Origin of the sequence: Neobacillus vireti (assembly GCF_036962465.1) — a bacterium.
Lineage (GTDB): Bacteria > Bacillota > Bacilli > Bacillales > Cytobacillaceae > Neobacillus > Neobacillus vireti_B.
Genome location: NZ_JBALNF010000005.1, coordinates 1 through 24,494 on the forward strand (window position 1 = coordinate 1; position 24,494 = coordinate 24,494).

At 39.7% G+C, this 24,494-nt stretch carries 24 protein-coding genes; all 24 read right to left on the reverse strand.

All coding sequences use genetic code 11. The features are described 5' to 3' along the window. Positions 1 to 258: 258 nt before the first annotated feature. Complete coding sequence (gene lysS, locus V7077_RS02300) at positions 259 to 1,743, reverse strand: lysine--tRNA ligase (protein ID WP_335498230.1); 1,485 nt, start codon at positions 1,741 to 1,743, stop codon at positions 259 to 261. A 284-nt stretch (positions 1,744 to 2,027) separates the two neighbouring features. Beyond that, positions 2,028 to 3,029, reverse strand: coding sequence for a tRNA dihydrouridine synthase DusB (dusB, locus tag V7077_RS02305; protein WP_335498231.1), 1,002 nt, complete (start codon positions 3,027 to 3,029; stop codon positions 2,028 to 2,030). 17 nt (positions 3,030 to 3,046) lie between these two features. Further along, positions 3,047 to 3,253, reverse strand: coding sequence for a helix-turn-helix domain-containing protein (locus V7077_RS02310; RefSeq protein WP_215045771.1), 207 nt, complete (start codon positions 3,251 to 3,253; stop codon positions 3,047 to 3,049). Further along, positions 3,205 to 3,732, reverse strand: a complete 528-nt coding sequence (gene folK, locus V7077_RS02315) for a 2-amino-4-hydroxy-6-hydroxymethyldihydropteridine diphosphokinase (protein WP_335498232.1) — start codon at positions 3,730 to 3,732, stop codon at positions 3,205 to 3,207. Before folK ends, V7077_RS02310 begins: the two co-directional genes overlap by 49 nt. Positions 3,733 to 3,734: 2 nt before the next feature. Beyond that, the gene (folB, locus tag V7077_RS02320) at positions 3,735 to 4,094 is read right to left on the reverse strand and encodes a dihydroneopterin aldolase (protein ID WP_335498233.1); all 360 of its coding nucleotides are present in this window, start codon (positions 4,092 to 4,094) and stop codon (positions 3,735 to 3,737) included. Next, positions 4,087 to 4,929: a dihydropteroate synthase gene (gene folP / locus V7077_RS02325; protein WP_335498234.1), complete on the reverse strand. Its 843-nt coding sequence runs from the start codon at positions 4,927 to 4,929 to the stop codon at positions 4,087 to 4,089. The genes folB and folP overlap by 8 nt, the downstream gene beginning before the upstream one ends. Positions 4,930 to 5,025: 96 nt before the next feature. Then, positions 5,026 to 5,952 carry a cysteine synthase A gene (cysK, locus tag V7077_RS02330; RefSeq protein WP_335471308.1) on the reverse strand — a complete coding sequence of 309 codons (927 nt, stop codon included), beginning with the start codon at positions 5,950 to 5,952 and terminating at the stop codon, positions 5,026 to 5,028. Between the two features lie 180 nt (positions 5,953 to 6,132). Beyond that, on the reverse strand, positions 6,133 to 7,029 hold the full coding sequence (locus V7077_RS02335) for a peptidyl-prolyl cis-trans isomerase (RefSeq protein ID WP_335498235.1): 897 nt from the start codon (positions 7,027 to 7,029) through the stop codon (positions 6,133 to 6,135). A 271-nt stretch (positions 7,030 to 7,300) separates the two neighbouring features. Then, entirely contained in the window at positions 7,301 to 8,179 is an 879-nt protein-coding gene (gene hslO, locus V7077_RS02340) for an Hsp33 family molecular chaperone HslO (protein WP_335498236.1), read from the reverse strand. A gap of 33 nt (positions 8,180 to 8,212) precedes the next feature. Then, on the reverse strand, positions 8,213 to 8,980 hold the full coding sequence (locus tag V7077_RS02345; RefSeq protein WP_335498237.1) for a type III pantothenate kinase: 768 nt from the start codon (positions 8,978 to 8,980) through the stop codon (positions 8,213 to 8,215). Between the two features lie 112 nt (positions 8,981 to 9,092). Then, entirely contained in the window at positions 9,093 to 11,051 is a 1,959-nt protein-coding gene (ftsH, locus tag V7077_RS02350; RefSeq protein ID WP_335498238.1) for an ATP-dependent zinc metalloprotease FtsH, read from the reverse strand. 124 nt (positions 11,052 to 11,175) lie between these two features. Continuing rightward, entirely contained in the window at positions 11,176 to 11,715 is a 540-nt protein-coding gene (hpt, locus tag V7077_RS02355; protein WP_235744199.1) for a hypoxanthine phosphoribosyltransferase, read from the reverse strand. 26 nt (positions 11,716 to 11,741) lie between these two features. Beyond that, entirely contained in the window at positions 11,742 to 13,127 is a 1,386-nt protein-coding gene (gene tilS, locus V7077_RS02360) for a tRNA lysidine(34) synthetase TilS (RefSeq protein WP_335498239.1), read from the reverse strand. Between the two features lie 456 nt (positions 13,128 to 13,583). Further along, a complete protein-coding gene (locus V7077_RS02365; protein ID WP_335498240.1) occupies positions 13,584 to 14,597 on the reverse strand; it encodes a serine/threonine-protein kinase in 1,014 nt (337 codons plus the stop codon). Beyond that, the gene (locus V7077_RS02370; RefSeq protein ID WP_335498241.1) at positions 14,566 to 15,306 is read right to left on the reverse strand and encodes a VWA domain-containing protein; all 741 of its coding nucleotides are present in this window, start codon (positions 15,304 to 15,306) and stop codon (positions 14,566 to 14,568) included. The genes V7077_RS02365 and V7077_RS02370 overlap by 32 nt, the downstream gene beginning before the upstream one ends. Positions 15,307 to 15,399: 93 nt before the next feature. Next, positions 15,400 to 17,874, reverse strand: a complete 2,475-nt coding sequence (gene spoIIE / locus V7077_RS02375; protein WP_335498242.1) for a stage II sporulation protein E — start codon at positions 17,872 to 17,874, stop codon at positions 15,400 to 15,402. A 285-nt stretch (positions 17,875 to 18,159) separates the two neighbouring features. After that, entirely contained in the window at positions 18,160 to 18,591 is a 432-nt protein-coding gene (locus V7077_RS02380) for a S1 domain-containing RNA-binding protein (RefSeq protein ID WP_335498243.1), read from the reverse strand. A 95-nt stretch (positions 18,592 to 18,686) separates the two neighbouring features. Then, on the reverse strand, positions 18,687 to 19,070 hold the full coding sequence (locus V7077_RS02385) for an FtsB family cell division protein (RefSeq protein WP_335498244.1): 384 nt from the start codon (positions 19,068 to 19,070) through the stop codon (positions 18,687 to 18,689). Positions 19,071 to 19,086: 16 nt separating this feature from the next. Further along, a complete protein-coding gene (gene yabQ, locus V7077_RS02390) occupies positions 19,087 to 19,719 on the reverse strand; it encodes a spore cortex biosynthesis protein YabQ (protein ID WP_335498245.1) in 633 nt (210 codons plus the stop codon). Continuing rightward, complete coding sequence (gene yabP / locus V7077_RS02395) at positions 19,716 to 20,018, reverse strand: sporulation protein YabP (RefSeq protein ID WP_335498246.1); 303 nt, start codon at positions 20,016 to 20,018, stop codon at positions 19,716 to 19,718. Before yabP ends, yabQ begins: the two co-directional genes overlap by 4 nt. 76 nt (positions 20,019 to 20,094) lie before the next feature. Further along, the gene (locus tag V7077_RS02400; protein ID WP_335498247.1) at positions 20,095 to 20,367 is read right to left on the reverse strand and encodes an RNA-binding S4 domain-containing protein; all 273 of its coding nucleotides are present in this window, start codon (positions 20,365 to 20,367) and stop codon (positions 20,095 to 20,097) included. A gap of 18 nt (positions 20,368 to 20,385) precedes the next feature. Further along, the gene (gene mazG / locus V7077_RS02405) at positions 20,386 to 21,855 is read right to left on the reverse strand and encodes a nucleoside triphosphate pyrophosphohydrolase (RefSeq protein ID WP_335498271.1); all 1,470 of its coding nucleotides are present in this window, start codon (positions 21,853 to 21,855) and stop codon (positions 20,386 to 20,388) included. Continuing rightward, positions 21,839 to 23,482 (reverse strand): putative polysaccharide biosynthesis protein, encoded by a 1,644-nt coding sequence (locus V7077_RS02410; RefSeq protein ID WP_335498248.1) that lies wholly within the window; start codon positions 23,480 to 23,482, stop codon positions 21,839 to 21,841. Before V7077_RS02410 ends, mazG begins: the two co-directional genes overlap by 17 nt. A gap of 295 nt (positions 23,483 to 23,777) precedes the next feature. Beyond that, complete coding sequence (gene spoVT / locus V7077_RS02415) at positions 23,778 to 24,314, reverse strand: stage V sporulation protein T (protein ID WP_335498249.1); 537 nt, start codon at positions 24,312 to 24,314, stop codon at positions 23,778 to 23,780. Positions 24,315 to 24,494 lie beyond the last annotated feature (180 nt).

Sequence of the window (24,494 nt, forward strand, 5' to 3'; positions counted from 1 at the left end):
TTGTTGACGTTTTTGTTTGCTTAGTTTTCAAAGAGCAATTTTTCTGCCGCTCAAAAGCGACTTTATTATCTTACCAAGTTATCAACGAGATGTCAATAACTTTTTAAAACTTTTTTCTTTCGCGTTACTGTCTCGCAGCAACAGATATTAATATACCACCATTTGATGGTGGTTGCAATACCTTTTATTAAAGAAAAAATATTCTTTCTTTATCTATGCAAAAAAAAGCACCAGACTACTCTGGCACTTTTAAACCTCTTACTTATGACGCATTAATGGGAATAATAGTACGTCTCGGATTGATGGGGAATTAGTTAACAGCATAACTAGGCGGTCGATACCAATTCCTAAACCACCTGTTGGCGGCATACCATATTCTAATGCTTCCACAAAGTCCTCATCCATTTGATGGGCTTCATCATTGCCTTGTTCACGCTCTTTTAGTTGTGCCTCAAAACGCTCTCTTTGATCAATCGGATCATTAAGTTCAGTAAAGGCATTTGCATGCTCACGGGCAACGATAAACAACTCAAAACGATCAGTGAAACGTGGATCCTCTTCATTTTTCTTTGCAAGCGGTGAAATCTCTACAGGATGCCCGTATATGAAAGTAGGCTGAATTAACTTTTCTTCTACTCGCTGTTCAAAAAACTCATTAACAATATGTCCATAGAGCATGTGTTCTGTTATTTCAACATTGTGTTCTTTAGCAAGTGCACGAGCTTCTTCAACACTCATCTCTCTCCAGAAATCTACACCTGTATATTCTTTTATCGCATCGACCATGTGTAGTCTTTTCCATTCAGGTTTAAGATCAACTTCATATTCACCGTATTGAACAGTCGTTGTTCCTAAAACCTCTTGAGCAATATGTGCAATTAGGTTTTCAGTAAGGCTCATAATATCCCGGTAATCTGCATATGCTTCGTAAAGTTCAATCATTGTAAATTCAGGATTATGGCGAGTAGAAACACCTTCATTTCTGAATACGCGGCCAATCTCATAGACCTTTTCGAGTCCGCCCACGATTAGTCTCTTTAAGTGAAGTTCAATTGCTATCCGCATAAATAAAGGCATATCAAGAGCATTGTGGTGTGTAATAAACGGGCGTGCGGAAGCACCACCGGCAATCGCGTGCATCATTGGTGTTTCAACCTCTAAATATCCATGGTCATCTAAATAACGGCGCATCGATTGGATAATTCGGCTTCTAGTAATGAATGTCTCCTTACTTTCCTGACTCATAATCAAATCTAAATAACGTTGACGATAACGCTGCTCTACATCCTTCAAACCATGGAACTTATCCGGAAGTGGGCGAAGTGCCTTTGTAAGGAACACAAATCCCTCTACTTTTACAGACAATTCCCCTACTTTTGTTTTGAAAAGAGTGCCTGTTACCCCAATGATGTCCCCGAGGTCAGCTGAATCAAATACCTTATAGGACTCTTCACCAACAGCATCTTGACGCACATATACTTGAATTTGACCTGTCAAATCTTGAATATGGGCAAATCCAGCCTTACCCTTTCCGCGTTTTGTCATAATCCGTCCAGCTAATGTAATGGAAACATTTTTAGCTTCAATTTCCTCTTTTTCTAATTCAGCGTATTGTTCAATTAATTCTTTTGTTGTGTGAGACCGGTCAAAACGTTTTCCAAATGGATCTAATCCATTTTCACGCATTGTATTCATTTTTTCACGTCTGACCAAGAATTGGTCGTTTAATTCTTCTTGACTCATGATTACTTCAACTCCATAACTTTCTATTTTATGTAAAACTAAAAGAATACTGGCCGATTAACTTGTCTAGCTTCAGCACCTAATCCTCTGACAATAGTATAACTCTAATAGTCCAATTCGCAGGTCTAAGCTCTTACATTTTTTTGCATACTATATTATTTTACACAAACATGACAATTCAGACATCAAAAAAGTTCATAAATGCATAAAAACTGCTAGTAATGCTACTAGCAGCTCTATCAGTAAACAAAGATATTATAAAAAATAGGGCGAGGACTGTCAAATTAACCTACGATTAACTGACTTTCATCCATTTCTCCTACTTCAGCTACTAACCCTCTTAATAAGGTAACTAGTTCTTCTCTCGTGTTGCACTCGTTAATGGCATTCCGTACTCTCGCATTACCGCGGACCCCTTTTAAATACCACGCTGTATGCTTGCGCATTTCACGGACTGCAATAAACTCATCTTTTAAAGCAATCAATCGGTCTAAGTGAAGGATACATACATCAATTTTTTCTCTTACTGAAGGCTCTCCTAAAAGTTTACCTGTTTCTAGATACTGAACAGTGCGGTAAATCATCCATGGATTTCCCAGGGCTGCACGTCCGATCATCACGCCATCGACACCAGTTTCATCCAGCATTCTTTTGGCATCCTGAGGAGTTTGCACGTCCCCATTTCCAATGACAGGAATGTTAACAGACTGCTTTACTTCCCGAATGATATCCCAGTTTGCTTTTCCCTCGTACATTTGTACGCGGGTACGTCCATGCATGGCAACTGCCTTACCGCCTGCACGTTCAACCATCTGGGCATTTTTAACCGCAAAAATATGCTCATCATCCCAGCCCATACGCATCTTAACCGTTACCGGCTTTTCTACTGCATCGACAACAGCAGAAACCATTTCATATATTTTATCCGGGTCTAATAACCATCGTGCTCCAGCATCACACTTTGTAATCTTTGGAACAGGACAGCCCATATTGATATCAATAATGTCAGCATTCGTATTCTTATCCACAAATTTTGCTGCTTCAACCAGCATTTCTTTTTCGCCGCCGAAAATTTGCAGGCTAAGAGGTTTTTCACGCTCATCAATATAAAGCATATTCATGGTTTTTTTATTTTTTAAAACAATCCCTTTGTCGCTGATCATTTCCGCACATACCAAACCAGCGCCAAACTCTTTAACAGTCAGACGGAATGCTGAATTACATACACCTGCCATAGGCGCTAAAACAACAGGATTTTTTATTTCAATATCACCTATTTTTAACATTCGGTACCTCCATTTCTCTATTCTCTTGGTTTTAAGTCCTCTATACTAATTTTTAAAGAATCAGCAATTCTCTCAATTAAATCTTCGGCAGGCAGGCGATTTCCTCTTTCAATCTCACCTAAAATAGATACCGATACACCTAGTTCCCTCGAAAAGCCTTCTTGTGTATAACCCTTTAGCTTCCGATAGGCACGAATACGTCTTCCCCATTTTTCCGCTTCCATAATCGGACCCCTTCTTTATCTGGTAGTTCGTCTAACAATATGTTAAGAGGTTTATCCACCCCAGTTATTCTAAGGTTTGAATCAATTTCAACTAACGGAACTAATACAAATGCCCGCTCAACAATCCTCGGGTGCGGTATAGTAAGTTTCTCTGATTCTATATTTTCTTGGTTAAAAGTTAGAATGTCAAGGTCTATCGTCCGTGGCCCCCACTTAATTTCCCTTTTCCTTCCAAGTTCTAATTCAATTTTTAAACATATCTCTAATAATTCCATCGCACTTAGGTTCGTTTGAACCTTGATTACCATGTTCAAAAATACATCTTGATCCTCATATCCAACAGGGTCCGTTTCGTACACAGATGACAAATTTACCAATTGGATAGCAGGATAACTCTTTAATCGATTAATCGCACTAACTATATTATCATAACGGTTTCCTATATTAGAACCAAGGGCAATAAATGCTGTATTTTCCACTTTTATCTACTCCTCGTAATTTCTACGGCAACTGATTTGTAATGCCCCGGTATTGGAGGATCTGGTTTAATTACTTTAACAGTAACATCCATTACAAGCGGGAATACCTTTATGATACTTGCCGCAATTTCTTCAGCGACTGCCTCTAAGAGCTTATAGGGTTTCCCCTCAACTACTTCCTTACAAACCTGATACAATTCACCATAATTAACGGAAAACTTAAGTTCATCCGTTAATCCCGCTTTTTTTAAATCAACAGAAACCGCTAAATCTACGATAAAGCGCTGGCCTAACCGATTTTCCTCGGGAAACACGCCGTGATAACCATAAAACTCCATCATATTTACATATATTTTATCCAATGACAGCACCCTTCCCCATCAATATATCCATCATTTTAGCCATTCTGCTCATTTCTTTTACGTCATGAACACGGATCATCTGGCAGCCTTTTTGAATCCCATAACAAATAGTTGCACCAGTGCCCTCGATTCTTTCATGAACAGGCAGGTCTAATGCCTGTCCGATCATTGATTTTCTAGATGTCCCTAATAGTACGGGATAGCCCAGCATGACAAACTTTTCTAAGTTTTGCATGGTTAACATGTTTTCCTGATAATTACGTGCAAAACCTATACCGGGATCCAAAATGATATTTTCATCTCTAACTCCGGCATTTTTTGCAATTGTAATACTTTCATATAGGTCATTTAAGACATCTCTCATAAAAGAGTTGTAATTCCGATCATGACGATTATGCATCAGGATGATAGGGACATTATAGTCAGCGGCAATCCTTGCCATTTTAGTATCGGCTTTAGCTCCCCAAATATCGTTAATAATATGGGCCCCCGCCTCGATTGCCTGCTTGGCAACCTCTGCTTTATAGGTGTCGATCGAGATTGGAATTGGGACCTGTTCCGATATGGCTTTTATTACTGGGACAACCCGGTCAATTTCTTCCTCATCGGAAATGACCGTATAACCCGGTCTAGTGGATTCACCACCAATATCAATAATATCAGCACCATTTTCCACCATTTCCCTAGCGTGTTGAACCGCGCGCTCAATTTGATTAAAATTCCCACCATCTGAGAAGGAATCCGGGGTAACATTTAAAATTCCCATTACAATCGTTTTTTTCGCATAATCCAAGGTATAGGGCCCGCACTTGATTTGTTCCTGAGTTGTTCTCATTCCGTATTCCCCCACAGCTTGTTTTTTCACATTTTATCATAGTTTTTGCAAAAAAAAGAGGCTTCGGCAAAAACTTGCCAACGCCTCCTTCCTTATTTATTCGGCATCATATTGGTAAAGTGGGGTACTTAAATAACGCTCTCCATTATCAGGAATAATCGCTAGTACCTTTTTACCTTTTCCTAATTCTTTCGCTACCTTTAGGGCTGCAGAAATAGCTGCACCAGAAGAAATACCGCCTAGGATACCTTCTTCTCTAGCAGCACGGCGAGATGCTTCAAATGCTTCTTCCGTACCAATTTGGATCACTTCATCATAAATATTTGTATTTAATGTATCAGGAACAAATCCTGCACCAAGTCCTTGAAGTTTGTGCGGACCAGGGTTACCGCCTGATAAAACTGGTGAATCTTTTGGCTCAACGGCAACAATTTTGACTTCTGGGAACTTCTCACGAATAACACTACCTGCACCTGAAATCGTTCCACCTGTTCCGATTCCGGATACAAAAGCATCAAGTTGATCCATTTGTTCTACAATTTCTTTACCTGTCGTTCTTTTATGTACTTCAGGGTTTGCTTGGTTTTTAAATTGTTGTGGTAAGAAGTAACCGTGTTCCTTAACTAACTCTTCTGCTTTAGCAATAGCACCCTTCATACCTGCTGGTCCAGGTGTTAAAACAAGCTCAGCACCATAAGCACGAAGAAGATTTCTTCTTTCTAAGCTCATTGTTTCAGGCATAACGAAGATTGCTTTGTAACCTTTCGCTGCTGCAATCATAGCAAGCCCGATACCTGTATTTCCACTTGTTGGTTCAATGATTGTATCACCTGGTTTAATTAAACCTTGGTCTTCTGCCGCTTCAATCATGGCCAGACCAATACGGTCTTTAACACTGCTGCCTGGGTTAAAATATTCAAGTTTTAGATAAACGTCAGCACTATTTTCATCTACTAATCTGTTTAATTTTACAATTGGTGTTTGGCCAACTAATTCAGCCACTGAATTTGCAACACGAACCATTAGGGCACCCCTATTCCGAGTATTTTTATTGGATTTATATTATTAAATTTACCAGTTTTCAAGCCAACTTGTCAATTGTTTTGATTGTAAAATTTCAAATAAATTGAAAATATTAGTTGTAGAAATAAGCCGTTTGTACTAGTTACCCAAATGGTCCTTTTTAAGGGATAAACGGTGTCTTTAATTTGAGTCTTTATCTCCATAAAACCAATTGACCTTAGCTTCATCCCAAAAAATAGAGGCAGTAGCTGGTGTCTTCATTTGCTCTAGAGCAATTTGCCGGCGGATTTGATCTTTAACCTCATTAAAGGAATAGCTTTTCCCACTAAGTTTCCCATTAAGTTTTAGGAGGACATATCCGTCCTTCACCTTTATAGGCTTGCTGACAGCCTTTGGTTTTAATTTCTTAGCCGCGCTCAAATATTGCTTCGGATATCGCTCATCCCCTTCGCTAATATAGCCGATATCCCCGCCTTCATTGGCCGAAAACTCCTCAATCGACCGTTCCATAGCCATGGCTGAAAAGCTAGACCCATGGGCAAGCTCTTTTGCCGCTGTTTTTGCTTCTTTTTTTGTTTTGACCACAATATGTGATAAATGGTAGGCAGCTGGTACACTGAAAAGATTTTTATTTTTAGTATAATACCTTTTTAGTTCACTGTTGGAAACAGACACATCCTTAGTCAAAAGCTCTTCTAAGAGCAGACTGCTGCGGATTTGTTCCTTCCATTTAGTTTCGGTTTGATGATTTTTCTGACTAAAAGCATTATAAGTGGTTTGAAGCATTCGATACTCTCGGTCAATATCTTGATTTGATACCTTAATTTTGTATTTTGCCGCCATTTCTTCAATTACCTTATGATCAATCATTTCCTTCAATACATCTTTGCCATATTTAGCCTCTAACTCATTCAGCCAGGCTTGTCTCGAAATTTCCTTTTCCCCTACATTTGCCACTGCCTCGTCATTAGCTGCTACACCATTTACCTCGTTTACCCTTGTTAAAAAGTAAGCTACAGTCAGACAGTTAAAAAAAACAAGGGCGGCAATAATCATCCAAAGCTGCTTCTTCCCCATTTTTCCTCCAATAGAAAAGTGCAAGCGCCCTGGTCAGCGGCGTATGACCTGGAGTACTCCAACTGAGATAAAGGAAACACGAAGAGCGATAGCTTTTTCGTGTTGACTTATCGTAGGGCGGAGTGCGAAGGACACTAGCCGCTAGGGCGCTTGCACTGGACAATTCTCAAAGATTTTTTTTATTTCTTATTTCTTACGAAAAGCGCAAGCGCCAGCTAGCGAAATACACTAGGGACTGGTGCTTGCGCTGGATCCTTTGCATCATAAAGAATTATTTCGTTTCTGACCTTAATGCTTCAAGCTCTTCCTTTGAATACTGATACTTTTCATTACAGAAGTGACAGTGTGCCTCCGCCTGTCCATCTTCTTCAATCATAGCAGTTATTTCAGCAGCGCCCAGACCAATAATTGCATTGGCAAACCGCTCTTTGGAGCAATTACATTCAAAGCTGACCGGCATCGTTTCTAAGATCTTTACATGCTCTCTTCCAAACAATTCTTCAAGGATTTGTTCAGGGCTAAGACCTCGTTCAATTAGTTTTGATATTGGCTCAATTGTTTTTAAACGTTCTTCTAATTTAGATATAAGCTCCTCAGGTGTTCCAGGCATTAATTGAAAAATAAATCCTCCTGCAGCCAAAATGGAGTCATCCGGGTTCACTAATACACCAACTCCCACAGAAGAAGGTACTTGTTCGGAAGTGGCAAAGTAATAGGTAAAGTCTTCTCCCAGTTCTCCTGATACCAATGGTACTTGTCCGGAAAAGAAGTCACGTAAGCCAATATCCTTTACTACAGCTAACATACCCTCGGTGCCAACTGCACGGCGGACGTCAAGTTTGCCATGTTCATTGGACTCAAAATCAACCTCTGGATTAGTTACGTAACCGCGGACCTCACCCTTAGCATTACTATCAACCACTATTGGGCCGAGCGGACCGCCCCCATTGATTTTTACAGTGAGTTTATCCTCACCTTTCAGCATAGCCCCCATCATGACAGCTGCAGTCATCGTACGGCCAAGTGCAGCTGACGCCGTGCGCCATGTTTGATGACGGCGTTGTGCCTCACGGATGGTATCTGTCGTGCGAACAGCATATGCCCGTATATTTCCATCATAGGCTAATGCCTTTACTAAATAATCCTTCATTGTCTCGCTCCCTTCTTGGTGAATAAGATTAGGTTATCCCATGTTCCGTTTATAGATAAGTGAAAGACCCTTCAAAGTTAAAAAAGGATCAACAATATCAATAATCTTTGACTCTTGTGAAATTAAGCCTGCTAATCCGCCTGTTGCGATTACAGTAGGCTGTTTTGTGCTTTGATCCATCATTCTTTTCACTATTCCTTCAACTTGCCCTACATAGCCATAGACAATACCTGCCTGCATAGCAGAAACCGTGTTCTTTCCAATTACTCCTTCTGGTCTAGCGATTTCAATCCGCGGTAATTTTGCTGCTCTGGAATATAGAGCCTCTGTCGAAATTCCAATTCCAGGTGCAATTGCTCCACCCATATATTGACGTTCCTCATTCACATAACAATAAGTGGTTGCTGTACCAAAATCCACAATGATTAGCGGGCTCCCATATTCGTGAATAGCAGCCACAGCATTCACAATTCTGTCTGCGCCAACCTCTCTTGGATTTTCGTATTTAATATTAAGTCCTGTTTTTATGCCAGGTCCGACAACAAGTGGCTTTAGGTGAAAATACTTTTGACACATTCTTTCCAAAGCAAACATGATCGGTGGTACAACTGAAGAAATAATAATGCCATCAATATCAGAAAAGGTAAGGCCCGAAAAGTCAAATAAGGCCTTTATATTCATTCCAAACTCATCTTCTGTACGGTTGCGATTTGTTTCAACCCGCCAATGATACTTCAGGTCGTCCCCATCATAAACACCTAAGACGATATTGGTATTTCCCACATCAAATACGAAAATCAAATCTATCACTCGCTTTTATTAATATTCTTTACCTCATACGCAACATCATATCATAAATAGGATATGAGTAAAAAAAAAGAGTGCCTCCTTGAAGCACTCTTTTCCACTTTATTTACTTATAGTCAATATCATCTGAAGGGCTGTCTAGGAAAGATTTTTCCTCATTATCAGCTTCATCCTTCTTTTTATTGATATTAACCTTCACATCATCTGTTTTTTTGGGTCCTATTTTAACCGTTTCTAAATGAAGAGACGGTTCAGGCATATGACCATTTTCCACTAGATATTTAATTTGTTCAGCGACAAGCGTTTCAACCTCAAGAAGTGTCGTGGCGATGAGGTCAAGCTTATCACGATTTTCCATAAGGATTTTTCTAGCTCTTTCATAACATTCTTTTATAATACTTTGGATTTCCAAGTCAATTTCATAGGCAATCGCATCAGAATAATTTTGTTCATTATGGATGTCACGTCCTAGGAAAACTTGACCGCCTGAACCTTGACCAAATTGGAGTGGACCAAGCTTATCACTCATTCCGTATTCGGTTACCATCTTACGAGCAATTCCTGTTGCACGTTGGAAGTCGTTATGTGCACCAGTACTTACCTCACCAAACACAATTTCCTCCGCAACCCGTCCGCCTAATAAACCTACAATTTTATCAAGTAATTCAGGTTTCGTCATAAAGTAACGATCTTCTCTTGGAAGCATAACAGCGTATCCGCCAGCCTGCCCACGTGGGACAATCGTAACTTTGTGAACCATGTCCGCTTCATCAAGTACTAAGCCAATAACAGTATGACCGCCTTCGTGGAAAGCAACAATGCGGCGTTCTTTTTCTGAAATAACACGGCTCTTTTTGGCAGGACCTGCAATAACACGGTCTGTTGCTTCATCAATGTCTTCCATGTCAATTTTCTTTTTATTGCTGCGGGCAGCAACTAATGCTGCTTCATTCAATAAGTTTTCCAAATCAGCACCAGAAAAACCAGGTGTCCGCATCGCGATATTTTTTAAATTAACGGTTTCGTCTAATGGTTTATTACGTGCATGGACCTTCAGTACCGCCTCACGACCAACTACATCTGGACGATCAACCGTAATTTGACGGTCAAAACGGCCTGGGCGTAATAATGCTGGATCAAGAATATCTGCACGGTTTGTGGCAGCTATAATTATAATACCCTCATTAGCTCCGAATCCATCCATCTCAACTAAAAGTTGATTCAATGTTTGTTCACGTTCATCATGTCCACCGCCAAGTCCAGCTCCACGCTGGCGTCCAACGGCATCAATTTCATCAATAAAGATAATACACGGAGCATTCTTTTTTGCATTTTCAAATAAATCACGTACACGAGAAGCCCCAACCCCGACAAACATTTCCACGAAATCTGAACCGCTGATCGAAAAGAAAGGTACGCCCGCTTCACCCGCAGTGGCGCGTGCTAGTAATGTCTTACCTGTACCAGGAGGTCCTACTAAAAGGACACCTTTTGGAATCCTTGCTCCTAGTTCAGCAAACCTACGAGGGTCTTTTAAGAATTCAACTACTTCTACTAATTCTGCTTTTTCTTCATCTGCACCAGCAACATCTCTAAAACGAACCTTTTTCTTATCATCGTTATATAGCTTTGCCTTTGATTTACCAAAGTTCATGACTCGGCTTCCGCCGCCTTGAGCTTGGTTTAACAAAAAGAAAAATAAAATAAAGATAATCACGAACGGTATAATGGAAGTAAAGAAGGTAACCCAGCCGCTTGTTTCTTTTGCCGGTAAAACTTCCACTTTTGAATCAGCCTTATCAATACGGTCGAGAATCTTTTCACTGTTAGGAATATAGGTAATAAACTTCTTGTTATTCGCTTCAAGCTGTCCCTGAACCTCATAAACACCACGTTCAGGCTGCATAGAAAATGACTTAACTTTACCACTTTCCAGCTGTGTTACAAATTTATCATATGAAATATGATCTGTCGGCTCATTGCTTCCATTAAAGAAACTCACCACGCCGATAATTACTAAAAATATTAATAAATAAAAGATGGTATTACGGAAAATCCGATTCATCTCTTACCTCCTCCCGCGGATAAAAACTATATTAAATAGTATCATAGAAAATCTTACTAATTCAAGGAATTACTCTCAGTAAAAAGGCTTTCAGGAACCAGGCTTACTACTTCTTCTTCATTCATTATTTGCTATATACTTCTGGTTTTAATACACCAATATATGGTAAATTTCGGTATTTTTCAATATAATCTAATCCGTAACCTACCACAAACGCATCTGGAACAACAAAGCCAACATAATCAGCCTGTATATCGCTCTTTCTGCCAGTTGGTTTGTCGAGTAGAGTAACAATTTTAATTGATTTTGCTTTACGATAACGGAATAAATCAACCAGATAACTGAGTGTTAAACCACTATCAATGATGTCTTCAATAATTAATATGTCCCTGCCTTCAACCGAAGTATCAAGGTCCTTTAAAATTTTAACTTCTCCGGAAGATACAAGGGCTGTACCATAACTCGATACATCCATAAAATCCATTTCAAGATAACAATCCATTCGTTTTAACAGGTCTGCCATGAATGGCATTGCTCCTTTTAAAACCCCAATCGCAAGCGGGAAACGGTCTTGGTACTCTTCCGTTAACTGCCCAGCTAATTGCTTAATCTTATCTTGAATTTCTTCTTCTGATACTAATACCTTTTCAATATCATCTTTCATCATAAATTGTGCCCCCTAGAAGATCATTACATAATGTATGTTAGTTGGATATATTGTTCTGCAGTTGCATCGATACCTTCAAAAGAAGACCTTTTTAAATTTGGAAGCCAAATAATGATTCCCTTTCCGTCAGTTATGACCGGCCACATATCCCGGTCCTGCCGTGGAACTTTTTGATCAATAAAAATATCTTTTAATTTTTTCGAACCCTGTATGCCTTTGATTTTCATTCGATCGCCCTTTTTTCTATTTCGGATAATTAATGGAAATTGAATAAGAGCTGCATTAAAAATGGCACTATTCCTTAACATGTCAGGGTTTTCCCCAGTTATATATTCGATTATAATGCTGCCTCCATTTGGCAGCATAATCGTTCCAGGCTCATTGATTTCAAAATAAAATGATTCTGGCTTTATTTGCTCATATTGAAAAAAAAGTTGAAAATATGAGCGAATAACCTTTAAACCATTAGGAAGATCAAGTGTTCCTGAAGGTTCATGATGGGAAATTAAAGAAAATACTTGATCAATATGTATTGCAGAAAGAGATGCAGGTTTTTCTTTGTAAAGATAGTTTAATATTAGTTGAATCCCTCTCCTTTGTAAAGGTAAAGGCATTGCTTGGAATTGTTTTATGTCAATAGTAATTTTGTCCTCTTCTCTTTTTGTCAATACTTTATTCAATCGCTCCGCTGTTAATTCCTGCAAATACTCTTCATCGCTTTGCAGTTCTTCACTAAACCGTTGAAAATGTTCATGCACTTGTCTGTTTTCGGCTTTAAGGAAAGGCAGCACCTGTTTACGAAAACGATTTCGACTATAAATACTCTTCGCATTGCTTGGGTCTATCCGAGGAACGAGATGATGCCTATCACAATAGTTTTGAAGCTCATCTTTTGTTAAGCATAAGAAAGGGCGAAAAATAACCCCTTCATAAAACGGCCTGGAAAATGGGATACCCGCTCTTGCCTTTCCACTGCTTCCTCGTGTGAGCCGCATAAGCATGGTCTCCATTTGGTCATCACCATGGTGCCCTAATGCTAAATACGGGGAGTGGTACTGTTCCATTATTGTATGATAAAAATTATATCTTACTTCTCTTCCGGCAATTTGAGAGCTTTTTCCTGTTTCCTCCATGATTTTGGTGACATTAACTTGGATCATTTCAAACGCAATGTTGTATTGTCCGCAAAAGTTTTTGACAAACATGGCATCTTGGAAAGATTCTTCTCCACGGAACATATGATCAACGTGGGCAACCACAAGAAACAGATTTCTTTTTTCTCTTTCCTTCAGCAAATAATGTAGCAGTGCTAATGAATCAGGCCCGCCTGAAACCCCCACTACAATCCTTTTGTTTTCCAGGGAAAAGGAATGATGCTGCAAAAAAGACTCAACTTTTGATTCCAACATATCAATTGCACACTTTCTAAAGCAAATTTGATTAAAACGAATTAGGGAACGCCTCTTAAAAAGGCGCTTTCGCTTTTCTTTTGTCCAGCTTCAGCGCACAGCGGCTAGTGTATTGGCCCTCTCCTCCTTACGATAAGTCAACATCGGATCGCTTACGCTCTCCGGATTGTCTAGCTTCAGCGCCTAGGGGCTCGGGGTCATAAGCCAATCCGTCAAGAAGGCTAAAGTGCAGCCTTCTCGCCGGCTCGTCTTATGCCTGTCGCCCCTGTTCAAGGCGCTTCCGCTTTTCAGTTTTCCTTTATCTCTTTCGGAGCGGATCCAATCCATACGCCGCTAACCGTGTGCTTTCGCTTTTCTTTTTAGCTTACCACTTTTGATTATGAACTATCAAAAATTAAGTCAATGAAAAATTGGCTTTCTCTTTATACGGATGAAAGTAAAATTGGTTTCAATTTATTACGGTAAATTATTAAAAGTATACCAAGCATATAACACACCTAGAACAATTGAGATAAATAAAAATTCCATCCAGCCGCTTTTTTTCTTTCTTTGCCTGTAACTTTGTCTTGAAAGTGGAACGGATTGTGCATCTTTTCCCCCTGCTTGCCTCGCCTGAAGAGGATCAGGTTTGTTTACCTGAGGTTTTGTTTGGGCGGGAAAGCTCTTACTCTCGGTCATTAAAGCTAATAAATCTGCCCGCATTTGTTTAGCTTGAATGTATTGACCTTGGAGTGCTTTTAGAATTACAGGTTCAAATTTTATTAATTCCTGTTTTTGTCGAATCGCATTCTTCAGCTGCTGAAGTCCACCAGTTGTTTTCGTAAATCGTTTCGGATAGGCTGTATTAATCATGATCATGGCAACCGCGAATAAATCGTAGGAGGATTCAGCCTTTCTGGAGCCTAACCCCCAATATCCGCGATCATAAAACTCGGTGAATTCTTTAATCGCCCTGCCCTGAATGGTCGTGCCGCCCACATCTATACATCTGATTTTTGGAGGAGGTCCTGTTACAATTAAATTCTCCGGTTTCAAATCCCCAAATACCCAGCCACTTTGATGAAGCTGCTCCAAATCATTCAACAGCTGCAAAAATAAAACACTCGTCCAGGATGTTCCTTTCGTTTGCAGGAAGGACAGGAAATCCGGTCCCTGAATATATTCCATCACATAGAAAGAAATACGGCTGTTATCATAATACCAATCATCAACATCAAGCAAACAAGGTCCGAGGGAGTGTCCCTGGACCTTTGCAAAGGATTTTAAAACATTAACCTCTGAGGTGATTGACATACCATTATCACTCATTTTTAAAGCGACCTGTGTGTCGTTATGCTTGGCGAGATAAACCACCCCATTTGCACCAAATCCTAGTTCCTTAATAATCGTATATTTTTTCGCATGCCATTTTCCTGTAATGATTGTCCCTGGGCTAGCCTTACATTGATTCTTCAAAGTATGATTCATCATCACGAGACAGCAGGCTCCTTAATGATTGTTTTTTTTCTGTAAAAGCAGATAAGGCCATTTTTATTGCCGGTCCAGTTGGCGTAATGCCCCCGGTCGAAAGCTGAGAAAAGACACTTGTCAAAACTTGTAGTTTCGGTGTCCAATCGAGCAATTTTTCGACATCATTCTTTTTCCCGGGAAATACATACACCGAAAAAAGATTATCTCCCGTCCTGGCGTTCAAGCTTAGAGATAGGTCAAGGAGTGCTTCTTTTACGGTAGGGAGTTTATGTTTCATACTTGCGCTTGTATCGACAAGAATCAACACCTCTAGTTCGACAGTTTCCCCTAATTCATCGACAACCTCCATTACTTCGCCGCGCTTTTCAGGAGGTAGATCCTCCATTGTTTGTGAACGTCCTAATATTTCCTGAAGCTGACGGTTTACAACACCTTGAATGGTTTGATTCATTGCTTTACGAGTAACCATTTGCACCGTTTGCGATAGCCTTTCCGCATAAACAATTTGACTGACTCCACCGCCTGACATGGCCATTCCTTCAATTTCAGTGATTCCTTTTTCATCAATCACATCATGTTCCATGACACCAATGACATTTACCGTAATCCCTTGTTCATTTGCAAGGGCTGCCATCGCAATCGGGTCATCCCCTTGGTTTGAGCAGCCATCTGTAATCAGTAAAATTTGCCGAATCTTCCCTGTGTACATAACCTTCTCCCTCCAGTATAGTATTGCTACCATTTTCGACGGGATATGGTTGATTTATACATAGTTTATTGGAAGGATGGATAAATTAAATGGTTAGGCATGACGCTTTACTTTTTGAATGGGGATGGAGGCCCACTTTGGTGTGTTGTGTTTGATTTTGGCAACCGTCACCGTCATGTCATCATCAATCAAACCAGATCTCGATCGAATAACTTCCTCCATGATTAAATCGGCAACCTCTTGCGGGTCATCCGTCTCCAATTCCTGTACCTTTCGTTTCATCCATAAGTCATAATTCTCTACATGCTTAGGTCCTTCAAATACCCCATCACTCATCATAATGAGCAGATCCCCTGCTTTTAATTGTTCACTGACAACATCCACTTCAAATTCTTGAAGGATGCCCATTGGTAAATTACTCGCCTGTATTTTAATAACTTTATTTCCTCTTTTGATAAAACTTGGTGTCGAGCCAATTTTAAGAAACCTTGCGGATGCATCTTTCAGGTCAATCATCGCTAAATCCAATGTAGAAAAAATTTCATCAGTCGTCCGAAGTGATAGGATGCTGTTTACCGACTTAATCGCAACCTTCTCTTCTATTCCGGATTGCAATATTTTTTGCAACAGCTGAAGTGTCTCACTGCTTTCATAATGAGCTCTTTCCCCATTCCCCATTCCGTCACTAATAGCGATGGCGAATTTACCTAGTCCGAGCTCAATCGTCGAATAGCTGTCTCCTGATACTAAACCGCCATCTTTGGCTGCATGGGCTACGCCCGTATCTACCGTATAAGCCTTCGAAGAGCGGAAGTTCACATTACATAATTCATGAGGGAGGACGGCGCATTCCTCCCTGTTTACAATAATCGTTTCCCCGAGAATATCTGACAGCATCGGCGCAATTAATTTATCGCATTCTCCGTGACCATTACAAAATGGTACAGTCATCTCAATGTCGACATTGCCTGGTTCGAGGCTGTAAATTTCAACCTGTTCAATCTGAATCCCAAAATCCTGGATTGCCTCCATAATTTGTTCTTCTTGTTTATAATGATTCTCTCTTTCACGCTGGATTTCTTTTGCAAAGTTATCCATGACTTCTGAAACACCCAATAATTGCTCTGCAACGAGCTTACGGCTTTCCCGCACTTGCTTCTTTAATTTTAAATTGGCTTGAAAGAAGGTTAACTGCTGCCCAATGGTTTCGTATACCTTTTTTGGACGAGAACAAATTTTCTCCCATTCTCTTGCCATTCTTGGTGAAACATTTCCATCATTTTGATCCATTTCATGAATAATCTCCTCCATCGATGCATAGGTTGTATTAAAATTCTTTGCCCAGCATTGTTCCTTTTTAAAACAGGTTTGGCAAGTCCGTTCCGTTACATTGCTCATGAAATAATCCATTTCACGGTTTTCTTCCTCATCCTCCTGCATCACTTCCATTTGTGAGAAGCTTTTAGATAGTGCGTGGAAGACACCCGAAAATTGGGACACTCTTTGTGCTGTAACATCACGCATTTTACGCATGTATTTTTGCTGTTCTGCCGTATGCTCCGGTGTTCCCGGGATATATTTTGCCAGTCTTGATGTAAGGGCCTGTGGAGTTAGGAGAAAGAGGAGAATGGCAGATAAAGTCTCCAGGACCGTTTGTAGAATGGAGCCCCCGCCTTCCCCATACATACCAATCAGCAGAGTGGCAATAAACAAACCGATGGATACTCCAATTTTTTTGCCTTCTTTTAATAAACCGCCAAGCACCCCTGAAAAGGCTAGCAGACTCATATGATAGAAGCTTGATACACTTGCAAGACTAAAAATCAACCCGGTCACTACTCCGACCGTGGAACCGACTGTGGCCCCGGCAATAAAGGAAAAGACCAATACCAAATATCTCGACATGATATGTTCGATCGACATATCATAAACCTTCCAACCGATTGTCCCAGACATAATCGAGGCAAGCATGATTATTAAACAAACAATCTCTTCCGTTTTTAACAGCTGTCTCCGTTTATTTAGAGTTAATAATGGAATACTTTGCAGAAAAATAAGTGTGAGGATAAAGGCCAGGCTTGCTTGAACCCCTACCATCATTAAATCATAGAGGGTTAATTGTCTTGATAGAATAAAGGACTCAATTAATTTCCCTACGCCTAAGATAATCCCGACAAAAAATGGCAGGGATCGTACCTCATTCGTCAGCCACTTTTCACTCATTCGATAGATAGTTAAAAATAGAACAGTTACAGCGAAGGTAAAGGCAGCATTTCCTAAAGAAATAGTAGATGCCCCAACGATTAACCCGATCAGGGCAAGCGGTGCCCGGTCTCGTTTGATTAAATAAACTGAGGCGAAAAAAGGCAGGCAGAATGGCGTTAACTTTGCTAAAATCAAAGCCCGCCCAAGTAAGAATCCTACTAATACTAATAGATAACCCTTTTTAATAAAAAAGGACTCAAGCATTAATTGACCTTTCCGTAATCCTCTTCCCAAATCCCATTTAGATGAATGAAGGTTGACTTCCCCGACTGGTTCTATGAAACTTACGTTAGTCTTTTCCATAAATCACACTCCCTATTCTTTCATCGTTGCAAACTATTATAAAATTAATAGATTTAAAAGTTTGTCAAAATAGTGAACAAGTTCAGATAATCGTTCGACGGTTTTCACTATATTCATTCAAATAATATATTTATGTCGTTTAAAGTAGAAAAGGTGCCTGTCACCATGTGAATTCTTCACATGGTGACAGGCACCTTTAATGCATTAAAAAAAGACAAGCCGCTGTTGACTTGTCTCTTATCTATTAAGTGAAACCTGCCTTATCCCCATTAAGTGTGCAGCAAGTTAACCCCGTCTAGCTCCTCTTCCTCCACGCTTGGATTCCGTATGGCGTTTTAAGGAAGTTAAACGATCCTCACTATCTTTTAGGAATTTGGCCATTTTAGACTCAAAGGTTTCCCCTTTATTGTTATTACGATCGTTTGAACGGTTTTGACGAGGGCGTTGCGATTGTGAATATTGCTTTTTTTCAGGCTCTGGCCGATCCTTTGCCTTTTTAATCGATAAGCCTATTTTTCCATCTTTCTCAACATTAAGGACTTTAACCTCAACTTGGTCGCCAACCTTTAAATGGTCGTTAATATCTTTTACATAATTGTCCGCAACCTCACTGATGTGTACAAGTCCTGTTGATCCATCCGGCAGCTCCACAAACGCTCCGAAATTAGTTATCCCTGTTACCTTTCCTTGTAACTTGCTGCCTACTTCAATTGACATAAAAAGAATGTTCCTCCTTAAATTTTCAAAAAATCAAACTTTTTATATATTATACAGAAACTAAAAAATCAGTGTCAATAACTCGCACAGCTGGGTCAATTTTCTTTACTGTCATCAGGAATATTAAAAATAACTTCATCCTTTTTCGAGAAAAAATACTCTTTTCTCGCTAACTTTCCTATATAATCATCATCATTTAATTTAATAATATTTTCTTTAAGAATCGATTCCTGTTTTTTCAAATCTGCAAGCTGATGATCAAGCTTTTTCTTTTGCGCCAGTTTAGCATCGAGTTTAGCGGTTTGGGAAATGTGATTTGAAATCATCAAATAGGTTAGCAAGCTAGCAAAAACAAAAAACACCGATAAACGTCTTAGCACTAATCTTCTTTTCCTGCTTGAGGCAATCTCGGCGTATTCTTGCTTCTCCACATAGGTTGTCTGAATTTTAGATACATTTCTTTTTAAATCTGCTCCCATTCCCCGTAAAACCTCCTTACTCTTTTTTCTTTTTCCATTTATCTCGCCATTTATTAATATAATTCATTATTTCCTTTAAATTTCCTGCCGTTTTATTATATAACTTCTCGACGGTTTTTTTAATACCTTTCGGCAAAAGTTTCCAAAATAACAACAATATTTTCTGCACTGGAAATACAACAATTTTCAGTATGAACAGTAAAACCTTATAAACAAATTTGACAAGGGTGATTAGTCCCCTGCCAAGTGCGAGAATGATCATAATCAATAGCTGAATAAAACCAACGACAGGTTTATAAATCAACATTTGAATCATCTTGGTTATAAATTTATAAATGGCGATAACCGATCGAATCCCCATCTCTAAGAGATGAAGGTAAATACCTTTTAACAATGCCTGGTAGGCGGCAAATCCGCAAAGAAGTGCAATGAAGATGTAAAAACGCAATTCTCCACTGTTTACTATGAATAAAGTATAGAAAATAATTAAAGCTTGAATAACCCAAAATAAAATATCATTTATGAAGACAATCCAAGCTTTTTGTTTTGGACGATTTAAAAACCGTTGATACGTATCAAACATGGCGCCAAACAATGACCCCATGCCAATCATGGAGAGCATGGTAAGGAATTGTGTTGATAGGGTCATTTGAATAACTTGCTAAAGAAGCCTTTAGCTTTCTCCCCATGCTGTTCATCCAGATAAACTAAGTCAAATATTTTTCCCTTAATGGAGACAATCCCTTTTTCGACATCCAAATTCTTCATTTGTAGGTTTTGTCCTTTGATGGCTAAAAACCCCATTACTGTTTCTAATAGGAATTCCTCATTATCAAAGCTTTCTACTTGTTTTACTCCGGTAATATCAAGCAGCTTTCTTCCTCTCATAATGACATCATGGTCAGGAACACTGCTTTTTGGTGGATTGCTATCATAATATTGGCTCATCTTTCATCCCTCACAATCATTTGTACAACCCTTTTGTACATTTTTATGTGAGGGATAGGTAAATTAGAACCGTTACCTAAAAGGGGTCTTGAGAGCCCAGCTTCTCTTCTTTTAAAATCGTATACATTTCCGCGGCTTCTTCCTTACGGGATGTTTCTTGAATTCGATCAATTCGGGCAGTTATTTTCCGCTGCCCAAGGCGGATGGTTAATTCATCGCCTACTTTAACCGTGGAGCTGGCCTTTGCCTCTTTACCATTAATTTCAATTCTGCCTTGATCAGAAACTTCTTTCGCCAAAGTCCTTCTCTTTATGATTCGTGAAACCTTTAAAAACTTATCTAAGCGCATTTGTACTTCCCCCCTCTTTTATAATCCCTTTTCCTTCGCTTCATCCCAGTATTGATCGAGCTGTTCAAGTGTATGCTCTTCAAATGACCGACCACTATTCTTTACCTTTTCTTCAACATACCGAAACCTTCGGATAAACTTTTCATTTGTTTCAAATAAGGCTTCTTCCGGATGAATGTTTAAAAATCTCGCCACATTCACAAAAGCAAACAGCAGGTCGCCGAATTCCTTTTTAGCAAGGAGAAGTCCTTCCTCTGTTCCATCAAGCTCATTCACAAATTCATCCAGCTCTTCTTTCACTTTCTCGAGCGCTGGTCGAATTTCCTTCCAATCAAAGCCAGCCTTTGCCGCTTTTTTTTGCAGTTCATAGGCGCGAAGTAAATTTGGCTGTGCCAATGAAACACCCTCTAATAGGGAGGCATGCGGCTGCTCTCCTTTTTCCTGCTGCTTGATTTCCTGCCAGTTCTGAACCACTTGTTCCGCAGTATCCGCCTTCCTATTCCCAAACACATGCGGATGCCTGCGAATCATTTTCTCTGACAGCCCCTCGATAATATCATCAATGGAAAAGTATCCATCATCCTCGCCTATTTGGGCATGAAGCATGACTTGAAGCAGTACATCACCCAACTCCTCGACTAATTGATCAATATCACCACTATTAATCGCCTCTATGACTTCATAGGTTTCTTCAATTAAGTATCGTTTTAACGTTTCATGCGTTTGTTCCTTATCCCAAGGACAACCTTCAGGACTCCTTAAGACGGCAATAATCTCACGAAGCTTTGCAAAATTCTTCAACAGTATTTGCTCATCCTTAACAGGAGGAACATAAACAGAAGTTAAATTATTAACGGTTACTTTTCGGTCCAATTCATACAAGGCAACTTTTTCAATGGATTCCTGACTGCTTCCAGCAGCTGTCACAATATAAACCTCATAGTCATCTGGCAGCTTTTCCATTAAGGTAAGTTTAACTTCTGATGCGATAAATTGATCATAAACCTGGCTGATAAACATATGCTGCTCCAGCTGCAGCTGGCTGGCCAAGAGTGCTGTACCATCAAGCAGTTGAAACCCTTCAACCGGGTCAATCTTTAATGAAGCAAAAATGGCATCTAAAAAGCTCTGTCCTCCGCCAATAGTGATGTGGATCCCTTTTTCGGGACCATATTCCAGCAGAAGCTGAACCGTTCGCTCCGCAACCAGTGGATGCCCGGGAACAGCGTAAATAACCGTTTCCGTTATTGCCTCCTGCAGCAAGGTTTGAACAATTTCTTCATAAACAGCTTCAAACTGATCATGTTTTTCATAGACACCATCAAATGAAACATAAGTTAGACCTTCTTTTTCAAGGCTAGTGACAACTGGATGCTCTTTTGTCCGTAAGAAAAGGCGGTTTGCCTTTAATATTTTCCTATATACCCCAACAGGCAGCTGTTCTAAGTCGCCAGCACCCAATCCTAGTATCTCAATTTCTTTCACCACGTTCACTCCTATCCTTCCGTGCTAATAAATGAATGAATTTGCTGCCAAGCGGAAATAATGCCAGTTCTTCTTCACGAAAAATACCGCCGCGAATTATAATCAGCAAAAACAAAAAACCACCCATTACTACTGCGCTTAGCGATTGCATCGCGGCGCCCAGCCGCTCCATTTCAAAATAAACAAAGAAATAATCTGTTATGTATAGATAACCTTTTAAAAACAGGACCATACTCATTGTTGCTGTCAGTGCCGTTCTTAAGAATCCATTGATGAATATTCTGCCAGCAGCGATTTTTCTAAATCCCACCAATAAGATTAGTGTAACGATTGCTAATGAAATAAGCGAGGAAACTGCCGCTCCCCTAATTCCTATTAACGGTATAAACAAAGCATTTAATAGATATTTTACCGGAAACACCATGATCACAGCAAAGGCTGGATACCATACCTTTCCCATTCCCTGCATGATGGCAATGATTGTTAAGATAACCGATGTAAAGAAAATCACAAAACTAAGCATCCCCAAAACAGCTGATCCTGACTTATTTTCAAACAGCATCATGTTAGTAGGCTCGATAATGGCCCAAAGTCCTGCTGAAGCCCCGGCACCAACAACAATACTAACCTTTAACGCTAATTGAATATGTTTATGCAATTCCACTGGCTTAGATGTTAAACGTGCGCGGGTGATCAGCGGCACAAGGGTTAGTGACATGGATGTTGCGGCAACGGTTCCTAATTGGATTAATGGCTGACCGCGGTCAAAGACCCCTTTAACACTTTTGGCTAATTCTGCTTCCATTCCATTCGCAACTAGCAAGGAATAAAGATTAAGTGAATCAGCCAACTGGGTAAAGATCATCAGCATTCCACTTATACAAATCATCAATCCTTGAAAAAAGAGCGCCTTCCAAATAGCACCTATTTCCTTTTTATAATTTTGATACATCCCTTTAACTGGCTGTATTATTTTCCATTCTTTACGAATCCGTAAAAACATAAACAGAATGATAGCGGAAATGATACTCCCGGTGATAGAGCCAAACATCGCCCCGCCCCCGACGAAGTACAATGACAGGCCTTTGTTCATAAAAATCGAAGACAAAAGGATAATCGTCAGCACTCGAATCGATTGTTCCCCGACTTGTGATAGAGCTGTTGGGACCATATTGCCGACTGCTTGATAATATCCTCTTAACAAAGAGCTGATGGGAAAGGTTAAAAACACAATGGCGACGACTCTTAGTAAAATGGTTAAATGTGAGTCGTTCATTCCATCGGCAATTTCTTCAGCGCCAAGATAAAGAATTAAAAAACAAATGATCCCAAAAACCTGTAAAAAGAGGTACGAGGCAAATAAAAGCAAGCGGGACCGTACAGCGTCTCCTTTTTCCTTTTGCTCTGCATAAAGCTTAGAGATAACCACTGGAAAGCCAGTTGTAGACAGAACTACAGCCATGCCGTAAAACGGGTAAACTTGCTGATATATGTAAAAACCGACATCCCCAACAATATTTTGAAAAGGAATTCGATAAAAGGCACTTAAGATTTTTGTAACAATCGCCGCAATGGTTAAAATGAAGGCCCCTTTAAAGACGGCTTTTGATTGTTTTATGGATTTTTGCATTTTCTCACCTGCTTATTAAAACTCCAAGGTATTATAGCATATAAAAAAGAGGCTGACCCAAAAGTGGTTGATGAATAATTTTTGAACACTCTGTTGATTTGAGTGGAAGGCGCGAAGACTCCTTCAGGAGTATGGGGCAGGGGAGATCCCACAGGAGCGTAGCGACGGGGAGGCCCCGCAAACCGCTCGTGCCTGGAGCGGAAATCAACAGACTAGTCTAATGAATAAAAAAGAAGGTGCTCCTAAAAGTTATACTTTTGGGACACCTTCTTTTTTATAAATTATCAGTCCTTTATTAAGACTCCATTTGTCGTGCGAGGAATCCAGCAGCAGTCTCTACTGCTTTTTGCTCTACTTCACCAAGAGTACCTTCTTTAGAAAAGATAATCACTCCACCTATTGGGTCCCCGTTTGCAATGATAGGTCCAATGGTGTACGATGAGACCGCTTCGTTATTTCCTTCTATTAATGCCATTTCACCTTGCTGTGTATGTAGAACGGAATTTCGTTCTTCCATCGTTTTTTCAACTAACTCACTGATGTTCTTATTTAAATAATCTTTTTTCGATCCACCAGCTACTGCAATATACGTATCTCTATCACAAATTAAAACAGGATTACCGAGGCTATCAAATAGGGCTTCTGCATATTCTTTGGCAAAATCGCTTAGCTCGCTGATTGGTGAATATTTTTTTAAAATGACTTCTCCGTCTCGATCAACAAATATCTCTAACGGATCCCCTTCGCGGATACGCAAAGTTCTGCGTATTTCTTTAGGAATAACAACACGACCCAAATCATCGATTCGACGAACAATTCCAGTTGCTTTCATCCAATGTTGCCTCACTTTCATCTGATGATTTTACTAACTTGGCAATGATGTTAATCATCACCAGCTTTGAAATTAGTATCTTTCATCTGGAAAGTTCTATTCACAAACATAATATTTTTTCACATATAAGAGAAATATCACATTTATGGATATAAATAGTGGGTAAATCGGACTAGTTAT